Annotated in this window: 11 protein-coding genes; 4 read left to right on the top strand and 7 right to left on the bottom strand. The window is 54.5% G+C overall.

Features of this window, described 5'->3' with window-relative positions; translation table 11 throughout:
- Positions 1-37: 37 nt before the first annotated feature.
- From nuoB to RTE01_RS05255, 3 genes are all read right to left on the bottom strand, one after another.
- Complete coding sequence (nuoB, locus tag RTE01_RS05270; protein WP_002913178.1) at positions 38-712, bottom strand: NADH-quinone oxidoreductase subunit NuoB; 675 nt, start codon at positions 710-712, stop codon at positions 38-40.
- A gap of 15 nt (positions 713-727) precedes the next feature.
- Positions 728-1174, bottom strand: a complete 447-nt coding sequence (gene nuoA, locus RTE01_RS05265) for an NADH-quinone oxidoreductase subunit NuoA (protein ID WP_004865103.1) — start codon at positions 1172-1174, stop codon at positions 728-730.
- A 652-nt stretch (positions 1175-1826) separates the two neighbouring features.
- Positions 1827-2753, bottom strand: coding sequence for a LysR family transcriptional regulator (locus tag RTE01_RS05255; protein ID WP_076945794.1), 927 nt, complete (start codon positions 2751-2753; stop codon positions 1827-1829).
- 882 nt (positions 2754-3635) lie between these two features.
- Here RTE01_RS05255 and alaA point away from each other — a divergent pair.
- Together alaA and yfbR are read left to right on the top strand one after the other, a co-directional pair.
- Entirely contained in the window at positions 3636-4853 is a 1218-nt protein-coding gene (alaA, locus tag RTE01_RS05250; RefSeq protein ID WP_041146565.1) for an alanine transaminase AlaA, read from the top strand.
- Positions 4854-4939: 86 nt separating this feature from the next.
- Positions 4940-5539 carry a 5'-deoxynucleotidase gene (gene yfbR, locus RTE01_RS05245; protein ID WP_041146566.1) on the top strand — a complete coding sequence of 200 codons (600 nt, stop codon included), beginning with the start codon at positions 4940-4942 and terminating at the stop codon, positions 5537-5539.
- Between the two features lie 45 nt (positions 5540-5584).
- Here the strand turns inward: yfbR and RTE01_RS05240 are convergent, their stop codons facing one another.
- From RTE01_RS05240 to yfbV, 4 genes are all read right to left on the bottom strand, one after another.
- Positions 5585-7417, bottom strand: a complete 1833-nt coding sequence (locus RTE01_RS05240; RefSeq protein ID WP_041146567.1) for an SLC13 family permease — start codon at positions 7415-7417, stop codon at positions 5585-5587.
- Positions 7418-7493: 76 nt separating this feature from the next.
- Positions 7494-8153 (bottom strand): sugar phosphatase, encoded by a 660-nt coding sequence (locus tag RTE01_RS05235; RefSeq protein ID WP_115193908.1) that lies wholly within the window; start codon positions 8151-8153, stop codon positions 7494-7496.
- Positions 8154-8164: 11 nt separating this feature from the next.
- Positions 8165-8659, bottom strand: coding sequence for a YfbU family protein (locus RTE01_RS05230; RefSeq protein ID WP_041146568.1), 495 nt, complete (start codon positions 8657-8659; stop codon positions 8165-8167).
- 86 nt (positions 8660-8745) lie between these two features.
- Positions 8746-9201 carry a terminus macrodomain insulation protein YfbV gene (gene yfbV / locus RTE01_RS05225; RefSeq protein ID WP_041146569.1) on the bottom strand — a complete coding sequence of 152 codons (456 nt, stop codon included), beginning with the start codon at positions 9199-9201 and terminating at the stop codon, positions 8746-8748.
- Between the two features lie 337 nt (positions 9202-9538).
- On the opposite strand from yfbV, the gene ackA reads away from it, so the two are divergent.
- The gene (gene ackA, locus RTE01_RS05220; protein WP_041146570.1) at positions 9539-10741 is read left to right on the top strand and encodes an acetate kinase; all 1203 of its coding nucleotides are present in this window, start codon (positions 9539-9541) and stop codon (positions 10739-10741) included.
- Between the two features lie 231 nt (positions 10742-10972).
- Positions 10973-13117, top strand: a complete 2145-nt coding sequence (pta, locus tag RTE01_RS05215; protein ID WP_041146571.1) for a phosphate acetyltransferase — start codon at positions 10973-10975, stop codon at positions 13115-13117.
- Positions 13118-13139: the final 22 nt, after the last annotated feature.

The following is a 13139-nucleotide window of genomic DNA, read 5'->3' as shown; positions in this document are numbered from 1 at the left end:
ATTTGCGAAGTATTTTGCCGCCGCCCGCAGGCGCAAATTAAATCTCGTCCGGAGTCCGCAGATTGGTCACTGCAATGCGTTCGCCGCGTTTACGCTCACGTTCCGACTGCATGTTGGCGCGATAGACGCCCTGATCGCCAACCACCCACGAGAGAGGACGGCGCTCCTTACCAATAGATTCCTGCAGCAGCATCAGCGCCTGCATATAAGCTTCCGGACGCGGCGGACAGCCCGGGATGTAAACATCAACCGGAATAAATTTATCTACGCCCTGCACGACAGAATAAATATCGTACATACCGCCGGAGTTGGCACACGCCCCCATGGAGATAACCCATTTCGGCTCCAGCATCTGATCGTAAAGACGCTGAATAACCGGTGCCATCTTGGTGAAGCAGGTGCCCGCGACCACCATCAGGTCAGCCTGACGAGGAGAGGCACGCAGAACTTCCGCGCCAAAACGCGCGACGTCATGCACCGCAGTGAATGACGTCACCATTTCTACGTAGCAGCAAGAAAGGCCGAAGTTATAGGGCCAGATTGAGTTCTTACGGCCCCAGTTCACCATGTCATGCAGCGCGTGTTCGAGTTTCCCCATATACACGCTTTTGTTGACTTCTTGCTCCAGGGGGTCAGTTACGATCTCCTGTTTTTGCAGGGGGTAACGGTCGTTCTCACCGTTAGGATCTATGCGGGTGAGCGTATAATCCATCTTATTGCCTCGCTTTTACTGCATATGACGGTTAGTGGGACTGTCTGTTTCTGAGTTAACCAGCGTGCGACGGGAACGCGCAGGCGTCCAGTCCAGTGCGCCGATACGTACGAGATAAACCAGACCAGCCAGTAGCACTAAAATGAAAATTGCGGCTTCCACAAAGCCAACCCAACCGCTTTCACGGATAGAGGTCGACCATGCGTAGAGATACAGGGCTTCCACGTCGAAGATAACGAAGAACATGGCAACCAGATAAAACTTCGCAGAAAGACGTAAGCGAGCCGAACCAACGGAGTCGATCCCCGATTCAAACGGCGTGTTTTTGCTTCGCGCGCGCGCGCGACCGCCGAGGTACCAGCCCCCGACAAGCATCAGGCAGCACAGGCCGATGGCAATGATGAGAAATATAGCGAATGCCCAATGATGAGCGATGACTTCAGTGGATGTTGACATACGCATTGCTTAACCAAAAAAGTGTAGCGCTAAACCCTCTGCTCTTACTGGCAGATGAACGCCACAGCGTTTCACGGGGAGGAATAAAAAAATAACCTTGCAAAAAAGCGTCCCTACTTATCGTAGAAGGCCATATGCGCTGGCTTTTTACCCCTTTCTTTAACCTTTTGTCAACTTCAACAAAAGTTTTAACAACATTAATTTACATTAGGTTTTTTTCATTAACATTAAATGCCCTTTTATGCGAAATAACCTTGCATACCAATTGGATTTAGTGTTGTTGAATCGTGTCCGTTTCCATTGTAAATCATAATTACCCGTCTATTTTGACAGGATTTAGCCTCGATTCCTCCCCCTAAGGAGGGGTATTTTCTTGATCTGTGACACGCTTTTGTTAATTAAACCAAAAAAACAGCAACAAACTGGCCGGTTTTTTAACATTAGCATGAACTATTGAAAGTGCAGGGAAAAGTAGAGAAGTGTCGGTCGGATTGTCGCTAACCGACTGATATGCATAACAATAAAACAACAATATATTAAAAATCACTGTAAAATAAGAAAAAAAAGAGCCGCAGGGTCTAATTCTCACCTCAGCGGCTCCTTTTTGCATTTACATTTTGTTACCAGCTTTTTGTGACCAATGTAGCTTAAATCCCCCTCAGGAGATGAGGGTATGGCCTCCCCCTTCGGGGGTAAAGAGCGGGTCCGACGACCAGGGATTATGGTCCTGGCTCAGCGACTGAAAGATGGCCTGCGCCAGTTCGCTCACGCTCTGCGGATCGCAGCTCAAAACGTAGCGAGTATCCGGTAACCCCGGCAGGCCGTCGCTCTTGCCAACCACCCGCAGCTCGGGGCTCATCATCTCAACCGGCCGCGCCGTCACGCCAAGCCCGGCTTTCACCGCCGCTTTAACGCCCGCCAGTGAGGATGCCGAATGGGCCAAATGCCACGGCGTCTGCGCGCTATTGAGCGCCGAGGTAATATCATCCCGGAAGGGCCCGGGCCCCTCAAGCAGGATCAGCGGTACCGACGCCTCGTGCGGCAGCACGTAGTCCGCCGCGCAGTACCACAGGGTTGGCGACGTGCGCAGCGTCAGCATTTCAAAGCTGTCAGACTGATGGGTGGTCAACGCGAGATCTATCGCGCCGTTTGCCAGCCTCTCCACCGCCTCGGCATGATTGAGAACCTTAATTTCGAGGGTCAGCCTCGGGTAGAAGCTGCCGATCCGATTAAGCAAAAACGGTAAAATGGTATCCGCCGTTTCGTCGGTGGCGCCGATAGTCAACGTCCCCTGCAGGCTGCTAAACATCAACGACATGCAGGCTTCGTCGTTAAAGCGCAGAATTTTACGCGCATAGCCGAGCAGCTGAATGCCCTGCTCAGTTAATAGCTTATTGCGCCCGTGGCGGGCAAAGAGCTCTTTTCCGACCAGCTGCTCCAGCCGCTGCATCTGCTGGCTCACCGCAGACTGAGTACGGCGCACCGCCGTAGCGGCGGCAGCAAACGTACTCAAATCGGCAACGGCAACAAACGTTCTCAGCAGATCGAGGTCGAGATTTAGTATTGGACGATTTGCATTTATCATGTTGCTTCACTCACAGGTAGCTATCGCTGACCTGCCTTGTTGATGCTGTGCTCCAGGTTTCCGGCTATTCCTTGAGCCTCGTGTCATCCGCAAAAAGGAAACGGGCGACAGCTGGAAGAACGTTATTGCATTTGAAAGTGCTCGTCCGCGTCAATTGTGCGGAACCTCTGAGTCATATTTTGTTCGTACGCCTAAGCCTTTTCTAATTACGGCGAGCCGCTTTATGTGACCTGATTCAAAAAAGCCATCTACAGCGCAGCCCTGCACGTCAATACGCAGTCTGCCTGCGCAAAAGCTTGCTGAACGACAAACAAAAAGCCTGCAATAACAATATATTAATAAGAAAAACCGCATTATTTACGAGGTTTATTTGATATTAACAACGACATCCTAACCGAAAACCGCCTTATTTATAAGGGCAAATCAGTATTATTAAAGATAATTTTAAACATTTTTTCAGGACTTTAATTAAATTAACAAAACCAGGATTATTCATTGCCAAAAAATAAGACTCATTAATCTCTTAGATGTTTTTATTAAGTATATTTAACATTACCGCTACAGTCGTCCCCCGTCAGTTAAAAGCATAGTGCTTTTTTGTGAGCAAAAAAGTATCAGCGCAGGACCTCCCCGTCGCCTCAAACCAGATAAACGCTCATCATATGGCGATAAAACCACAAGATCTGACCAATAAAATACGACTTAAAGGCATATTCTATAAACACTAAAGCCAATCAACAGATAAATCGATTACCCTAAAAAAAGAACATTAGCAAAATCTTCTCCTGCTAACCCTTCAAAACAGCGGGGATGAAGAGTACATTGTTCCGAGCTGACTTCCACGGCAGGGAGTGGCGATAACAGCTAAAAAGGCAAAGATTCATGTCCCCTATCGAAAAATCCAGCAAGTTAGACAACGTCTGTTACGACATCCGTGGCCCGGTACTCAAAGAAGCGAAGCGTCTTGAAGAAGAAGGCAATAAAGTCCTCAAGCTGAACATCGGCAACCCGGCGCCGTTTGGCTTCGATGCCCCGGATGAAATCCTCGTTGACGTCATTCGTAATTTACCGACCGCCCAGGGCTACTGCGACTCTAAAGGCCTCTACTCGGCGCGCAAAGCTATCATGCAGCACTATCAGGCCCGCGGCATGCGCGACGTGACGGTTGAAGATATTTATATCGGCAACGGCGTATCGGAACTGATTGTCCAGGCCATGCAGGCGCTGCTGAACAGCGGTGACGAAATGCTGGTCCCGGCGCCGGATTATCCCCTGTGGACGGCGGCGGTATCGCTCTCCAGCGGTAAAGCAGTGCACTATCTTTGCGATGAGTCCGCCGACTGGTTCCCGGATCTCGACGATATTCGCGCAAAAATCACCCCACGCACCCGCGGGATCGTGATTATTAACCCGAACAACCCGACCGGCGCGGTCTATTCAAAAGAGCTGCTGCTGGAGATCGTCGAAATTGCTCGCCAGCATAATCTGATCATCTTTGCTGATGAAATCTACGACAAGATCCTGTACGACGAAGCCCAGCACCACTCGATCGCCGCGCTGGCTCCCGACCTGCTGACGATTACCTTTAACGGCCTGTCAAAAACCTATCGCGTCGCCGGCTTCCGCCAGGGCTGGATGGTGTTGAACGGACCGAAAAAACACGCTAAGGGCTATATCGAAGGCCTGGAAATGCTGGCCTCCATGCGCCTGTGTGCCAACGTTCCGGCGCAGCATGCCATTCAGACGGCCCTTGGCGGTTATCAAAGCATCAGCGAGTTTATTGTTCCCGGCGGGCGCCTGTACGAGCAGCGTAACCGCGCCTGGGAGCTGATTAACGAGATCCCGGGCGTCTCCTGCGTGAAGCCGAAAGGCGCGCTCTATATGTTCCCGAAAATTGACGCTAAGCGCTTTAACATTCACGACGATCAGAAGATGGTGCTCGACTTCCTGCTGCAGGAGAAAGTGCTGCTGGTTCAGGGTACCGCCTTTAACTGGCCGTGGCCGGATCACGTGCGTATCGTGACCCTGCCTCGCGAAGACGATCTGGAAATGGCCATTTCACGTTTCGGCCGCTTCCTCTCCGGCTATCACCAGCTCTGATAAGTCGAACCCGCCGCCGGTATTTGCATCCGGCGGCAATCCCTGCGCACAATGGAACCCGATGTCGTCACTGATTAAGGGTCCTTATGAGTCAGAGTCATTTCTTTGCCCACCTCTCCCGCCTGAAGCTGATTAACCGCTGGCCGCTGATGCGCAACGTGCGCACCGAAAACGTGTCCGAGCATAGTCTGCAGGTCGCCATGGTCGCCCATGCGCTGGCGGCAATTAAGAATCGTAAGTTTGCGGGCAACGTTAACGCCGAGCGGATCGCACTGCTGGCGATGTACCATGATGCGTCGGAAGTTTTAACCGGCGATCTGCCGACACCGGTAAAATATTTCAACTCGCAGATCGCCCAGGAATATAAGGCCATTGAGAAAATTGCTCAGCAGAAGCTTATCGATATGGTCCCCGACGAGCTGCGCGATATTTTTGCGCCGCTGATTGATGAACACAGCTACAGCGAAGAGGAAAAATCAATCGTCAAGCAGGCCGATGCGCTCTGCGCCTATCTGAAATGCCTCGAAGAGCTGTCGGCCGGAAATAACGAATTTTTACTGGCCAAAGGCCGGCTCGAGAAAACGCTGGAATCCCGCCGCAGCGATGAAATGGATTATTTTATGCAGGTGTTTGTCCCGAGCTTTCATCTCTCTCTGGATGAAATCAGCCAGGACTCCCCGCTGTAAAATCGACGCTAGCCCGGCCTGCGGCCGGGCCATGAGGAAACGGGCTCAGAACGGGAACAGAACCGGGATCAGCAGCACGCAAACCACCATCACCAGCACGGTAAAAGGCACGCCGATCTTCACAAAATCGCTGAACGAGTATTTACCGGGACCCAGTACCAGGGTGTTAACCGGTGAAGATACCGGGGTCATAAACGCCGCCGAAGCCGCCATCGCCACCACCATCGCAAAGGGGTAAGGCGACACGCCCATTGAGTTCGCCGCCGCCAGCGCAATCGGCGCCATCAGCACCGCCGTTGCGGTATTTGAAATAAACAGGCCAATGGCCGCGCACATCACAAACAGGCAGCCCAGCATTAAATAGGGTCCTTTGCTGCCGGCAACGTCCATCAGCCCCTGAACCACTAAATCCACGCCGCCGGTTTTTTGCAGCGCCAGCGCAAAGGGCATCATCCCGACGATCAGAATAATGCTCGGCCAGTGAATCGCCTTATAGGCGCTCTCGGCGTTGATGCAACGAAATTTCCCCATCAACAGACAGGAGATAATAGCGGCAATGGGGTTGGGAATTTCATCGGTGAGCATCAGGGCCACCATCAGTACCAGGCAGAAAATAGCGTGCGGCGCCTGGCTGTGGGCCGGTGAGGCATCGTTCACCTCGATAGGCATATTTAGCACCACAAAATCACGCCCGCGCTTCGCCAGCAGGGCTATCTGCCGCCAGTTGCCGACCACCAGCATGATATCCCCAAGCTGCAGGGACTCATCGACCACCGCGCCATCGAGGGCTTTACCGTCCCGCTTCAGGCCGACAATATTGAGACCAAAGCGGGTGCGGAAGGCGATTTCACGTACCGTTTTACCGATAAGCTCCGAGTCGGGGATCAGCGTCACCTCCGCCATACCGACATCCAGCGCCTGGTCGGAGAAATACTCCCCGCGCAGCACCATCGGCTCGAGCATTTGCTCCCCGCAGAACTGGCGCAAATCGACGTCCGAAGCCGACATATCAATCAGCAGAACGTCGCGGGCGCGGAACTCGGATACCCCGTTAACGTTCACAATCACCCGCCGAAAACGACGCCAGCGCTCCACGCCGATAACGTTAGCGCAGTAGCGTTCGCGCAGCTTAAGATCGTCGAGGCGCTGGCCAATCATCGGCGAACCGGGGCGGATCGCCAGGCGACGCGCCCTGCCGGTTAGATGATACTCTTTGATTAAATCGCGAAAGGTGCTTCTCTTACGCCCGTCGCGCGACAGCTCGCCCTCGTCGCCTTTCAGCATAAAGCGAACCGCCAGCATGTAGAAAACGCCCAGCAGCAAAACCACCAGGCCAATGGGCGTCACGCTAAAGAAGCTAAAGCCCTGCAGCCCTTCGCGTATCAGCTCGCTGTTGACGACGAGGTTAGGCGGCGTTGCCACCAGGGTCATCATCCCGCTGATAAGCCCGGCAAAGCTCAGCGGCATCATCAGGCGCGACGGGGAGGTATTCATGCGTGCAGAAACGCTCAGCACCACCGGAATAAAGATAGCCACCACCCCGGTGGAGCTCATAAACGCGCCCAGCCCGGCGACGGTCAGCATCAGGTAGATCAGCATTTTTGTTTCGCTGCTGCCCGCTACCTTCACCAGCCAGCTGCCGACTTTGCTTGCGACGCCGGTGCGCACGAGGCCGTCACCGATGATAAACAGCGCGGCGATAAGAATAACGTTCGGATCGCTAAAACCGGAAAACGCTTCGCTGAGAGTCAGCGTATCGCTGAGAACGAAGGCGACGATCACCAGCAGCGCGATAGCATCCATGCGCACTTTTCCGGTGGCAAAAAGTACGACCGCAACGGCAAGAAGAGACAGCACCCAAATCAGTTCACCGTTCACAACTTATCCTTGTCTGAAGATGGAGTCGAAATTGTGGCACAAAAAAGCCCCGCCAGCGCGGGGCTAAATCATGAGATTATGCTTTAAGCGTAACGCTAACGTTGCCGTCTGGCTGCCGAACAATCTCCAGCTCTTCGAGGCTGGTCAGCACAAAGTCTGCTTCATCGAGACGCGGCGCGTCGGCAGGCACGTTAACGGCAATCGTACGGCATCCGGCGCTCAGGCCGGACAGTAATCCCGCCGGTGCGTCCTCAACCACCGCACACGCCTGCGGCGCCAGCCCCAGCAGCTCTGCCCCGAGCAGATAGGCATCGGGCGCCGGCTTGCCGTGCTTCACCCGCTCCGCCGTGACGAAAATTTTAGCGTCGGGCAGGCCCCCAGCGCGATGGCGCGCATGGGCGACGGGCACCGAACCGGAGGTGACGATAGCCCACGGGATGCCTGCGCTATCCAACTGAGTCAGCAGCGCAACCGCCCCCGGCAGCGCCGTAATGCCGTCGGTATCCTGCGCCTCTACCGCTTCGAGGTAGCGGAATTCCGCCTGAATCTCCTCTTCGCTACGCCCGGGTAAAAAATGACGTAAAGAGGTTATCGCCTGCTTGCCGTGGATAAAGTTCAGCACTTCATCATGCGGGATGCCGAAACGATCCGCCCACTTACACCACGAGCGTTCCACCACCGGCAAAGAATCGACTAACGTCCCGTCAAGATCGAACAGGAAACCTTTACACTGCACGGAAACCTCCATCAGGCGTTGATAATTTGATTAATTTCGTTGCTGCTCAAATGGTACTGGCGCGGGCATGAGTGCCAGGCGGCCAGCATACGCTGATATTTTTCCCACATCGGCGTTTGCGAATTGAAGCCGTGAGTGCCGGCGTCAAAGTGGCTGTAGCGCCCCTCAACGTTGACGATAAAGCGCACATAGCCGAGGAGACGCGCTTCGGTGGCCACGTCGAACCCCAGGAAGGTCACCCGACGCTCGTCGATTTCGCTGCCGTCCTTGAGGTTAGTCCAGGAGACGTGCATCGCATGATACATTTCCATGATATCGATGACGGTACGGCAGGTTTCCTCGGTCAGCTCGCCGAATTCGCGGTCCAGTTCACGCATCTGCAGCCCGTAGCCACGCTCAATGATGGTCTGCAGACGGCGATAGCGCTCCGCGTTGTCCGGGTCGAGCATCGTCATCATCTTGTACTGATTTGACAAAATCAGGCGCTGCGCATTGGTCATTTCCATTTTTTGACTCCTGTGGCACTTTACGGCGTGAAAAAAGAAGGCGCATTAATTATGCGCCTTCTTTTATATGCGTTTTCCTTAGGGAATTACAAATCATCAAGGAAAGTTTTATCCAGTTGTTTGAAGGCGCGCTTAAGCGTGTCAGCTAAAGCCTGGTAATCCGGCTTACCGTCAACCGGCGCCAGCGCCTGTCCCGCCTCCTGCAGCTTGCCGCGAACTTCATAAAACCAGTTCAATACTGACGGCGGCAGCGGCGTCACCGACCGTTTACCCAGCCACCACAGTCCCTGCATGGGCAGACTCAACGCAAACAGCGCCGTGGCGACCGCGGGACCCAGCTGGCCGCCGAGGGCAATTTGCCAGCATAGCGTAAAGACGGCGACCGGCGGCATGATACGAATCGCGTAGCGGGTGGCGCGAATAATGCGGTTTTCAATAAACACCGGGGCGAGGCGTTTATCTAAAGGCCAGGTCTTTGTGTAATGCTGCCCGCGGCGAAACAAGCTGAAAAAGCTAACGGGACGATTCTCGGGTGTCGACATGGCTGTACCTCAACTTTACATATAAATCTTAAAATATTCGTGCAAAACACCAACTGTGCATGACAACGTTCAAAACATTTTGGCAATGGGTGCGGCAATCAGGTATCCTGTGCCCACCTGAAAGGGCGATAGACCCTTTTACCAGGTTAGTCAAATTATCGCATATTCTGCCATTGTCTGAAAATTATCCAAAATGGCATAAAATCAAATGTACTTATCTCATCGTGCCCGGAAACAGAACAAGGCATGATGTTAATCATAAATGTCGATGTCATCCTGCGCTACGCTTTGTGACACAATGACGTTTTTTTAGCCACGTATCATAAAAGGTACTTCCATGTCGAGTAAGCTAGTACTGGTTCTGAACTGCGGTAGTTCCTCACTGAAATTTGCTATCATTGATGCTCTCAACGGTGACGAATATCTGTCCGGTTTAGCCGAATGTTTCCATCTTCCTGAAGCGCGTATCAAATGGAAAATGGATGGCAGCAAACAAGAAGCAGATTTAGGCGCTGGCGCCGCTCACAGTGAAGCGCTTAACTTTATCGTTAACACTATTCTGGCACAAAAACCAGAACTGTCTGCTCAGCTGACCGCAATTGGCCATCGTATCGTTCACGGTGGTGAGAAATACACCAGTTCCGTGGTCATTGACGATTCCGTCATTCAGGGCATCAAAGATTCCGCCTCTTTCGCACCGCTGCACAACCCGGCGCATCTGATCGGTATTGCTGAAGCGCTGAAATCCTTCCCGCACCTGAAAAACAAGAACGTTGCCGTGTTCGACACCGCGTTCCATCAGACCATGCCGGAAGAGTCTTACCTCTACGCCCTGCCGTACAGCCTCTACAAAGAGCATGGCGTCCGTCGCTATGGCGCCCACGGCACCAGCCACTTCTACGTGACTCAGGAAGCAGCAAAAGTCCTGAACAAACCGGTTGAAGAGCTGAACATCATCACCTGCCATCTGGGCAACGGTGGTTCTGTTTCCGCTATCCGTAACGGCCAGTGCGTTGATACCTCTATGGGTCTGACTCCGCTGGAAGGCCTGGTCATGGGTACCCGCTCAGGCGATATCGACCCGGCAATCATCTTCCATCTGCACGACTCCCTGGGCATGAGCGTTGATGCAATCAACAAAATGCTGACCAAAGAGTCCGGCCTGCTCGGCCTGACTGAAGTCACCAGCGACTGTCGTTATGTTGAAGACAACTACGCGGATAAAGCAGACGCTAAGCGCGCGATGGACGTTTACTGCCACCGCCTGGCAAAATACATCGGCTCCTACACCGCGCTGATGGACGGTCGTCTGGACGCGGTTATCTTCACCGGCGGCATCGGTGAAAACGCGGCGATGGTGCGTGAACTGTCTCTGGGCAAACTGGGCGTACTGGGCTTCGATGTTGACCATGAACGCAACCTGGCAGCCCGTTTCGGCAAGTCCGGCTTCATCAACAAAGAAGGTACCCGCCCTGCACTGGTCATCCCGACCAACGAAGAGCTGGTTATCGCGCAAGACGCCAACCGTCTGACCGCCTGATTGCACACCGCCAGCGATAACCCTCAATAATTCGAGTTGCAGGAAAGCGGCGACGCAGCAAATCCCCGGAAGCGTAAGAGAAGTACGTGACCGGGGTGAGCGACAAATCTGTCGTCGCGGCGGCCCGCAAGGGCAAAAGCCAACAAGTATGCAGCTTGAAGTATGACGGGAAGCTGGGGGTGCTGTTTTTGTATCCCGCCTGATACTGGCGGTAACGAAAGAGGATATATCGTGTCCCGTATAATCATGCTAATCCCTACCGGAACCAGCGTAGGCCTGACCAGCGTCAGCCTCGGCGTTATCCGTGCTATGGAACGTAAAGGCGTTCGTCTGAGCGTCTTTAAACCTATCGCGCAACCGCGTGCTGGCGGCGATGCGCCTGACCAGACGACCGCTATCGTGCGCGCGAATTCCAACCTTCCGGCCGCAGAGCCGCTGAAGATGAGCCACGTCGAGTCGCTGCTGTCCAGCAACCAGAAAGACGTGCTGATGGAAGAGATCATCGCTAACTACCACGCAAGCACTCAGGATGCTGAAGTCGTGCTGGTAGAAGGCCTGGTTCCGACGCGTAAACACCAGTTTGCCCAGTCGCTGAACTTCGAAATCGCCAAAACCCTGAACGCTGAAATCGTCTTCGTGATGTCCCAGGGCACCGATACCCAGGAACAGCTGAACGAGCGTATCGAACTGACCCGCAACAGCTTCGGCGGCACGAAGAACACCAACATTACCGGTGTTATCGTCAACAAGCTGAACGCGCCGGTTGACGAGCAGGGACGTACCCGTCCTGACCTGTCTGAAATTTTCGATGACTCATCGAAAGCGAAAGTGGTCAAGATCGATCCGGCCCAGCTGCAGAACGGCAGCGCGCTGCCGATCCTCGGCGCGGTGCCGTGGAGCTTCGATCTGATTGCCACCCGCGCAATCGATATGGCGCACCACCTGAATGCCACCATCATCAATGAAGGCGACATTAACACCCGCCGCGTGAAATCCGTTACCTTCTGTGCGCGCAGCATTCCGCACATGCTGGAACACTTCCGCGCAGGTTCCCTGCTGGTGACCTCCGCCGATCGTCCTGACGTCCTGGTTGCAGCCTGCCTGGCGGCGATGAACGGCGTAGAAATCGGCGCGCTGCTGCTGACCGGCGCCTACGAAATGGACGCCCGCGTGAGCAAGCTGTGCGAACGCGCGTTTGCCACCGGCCTGCCGGTATTCATGGTGAACACCAACACCTGGCAGACCTCTCTGAGCCTGCAGAGCTTCAACCTGGAAGTTCCGGTTGACGATCACGAGCGCATCGAGAAAGTTCAGGAATACGTGGCAAGCTACATCAACGCCGACTGGATCGAGTCCCTGACTGCGACCTCCGAGCGCAGCCGTCGCCTCTCTCCGCCGGCCTTCCGCTACCAGCTCACCGAGCTGGCGCGCAAAGCGGGCAAACGCGTCGTTCTGCCGGAAGGCGACGAGCCACGTACCGTTAAAGCTGCGGCAATCTGTGCAGAACGCGGTATCGCAACCTGCGTGCTGCTGGGTAACCCGGATGAGATCAACCGCGTTGCCGCCGCTCAGGGTGTAGAGCTGGGTTCGGGTATCGAAATCGTCGATCCGGAAGTGGTTCGCGAAAGCTACGTGGCTCGCCTGGTCGAACTGCGTAAGAGCAAAGGTATGACCGAAGCGGTTGCTCGCGAGCAGCTGGAAGACAACGTCGTTCTCGGCACCCTGATGCTGGAACAGGACGAAGTCGACGGCCTGGTGTCCGGCGCGGTACACACCACCGCCAACACCATCCGTCCGCCGCTGCAGCTGATCAAAACGGCGCCGGGCAGCTCTCTGGTTTCCTCCGTGTTCTTCATGCTGCTGCCTGAACAGGTTTACGTGTACGGCGACTGCGCGATTAACCCGGACCCAACCGCAGAACAGCTGGCAGAGATCGCGATTCAGTCTGCGGACTCCGCAATTGCCTTTGGCATTGAACCGCGCGTGGCGATGCTCTCCTACTCCACCGGCACCTCCGGCGCCGGTAGCGACGTCGAAAAAGTGCGTGAAGCAACGCGTCTGGCGCAGGAAAAACGTCCTGACCTGATGATCGACGGCCCGCTGCAGTACGATGCCGCCGTTATGGCTGACGTGGCAAAATCCAAGGCACCGAACTCTCCGGTTGCCGGCCGCGCGACCGTGTTCATCTTCCCGGATCTGAACACCGGTAACACCACTTACAAAGCCGTACAGCGTTCTGCTGACCTGATCTCCATCGGGCCGATGCTGCAGGGTATGCGTAAGCCGGTGAACGACCTGTCCCGCGGCGCGCTGGTAGACGATATCGTCTACACCATCGCGCTGACCGCGATTCAGTCGTCTCAGCAGCAGCAGTAATACTCACCACCGGCGCCTGCGC

This window comes from Klebsiella terrigena (assembly GCF_006539725.1).
Lineage (GTDB): Bacteria > Pseudomonadota > Gammaproteobacteria > Enterobacterales > Enterobacteriaceae > Klebsiella > Klebsiella terrigena.
This window is presented reverse-complemented; position numbering and strand designations above follow the sequence as displayed.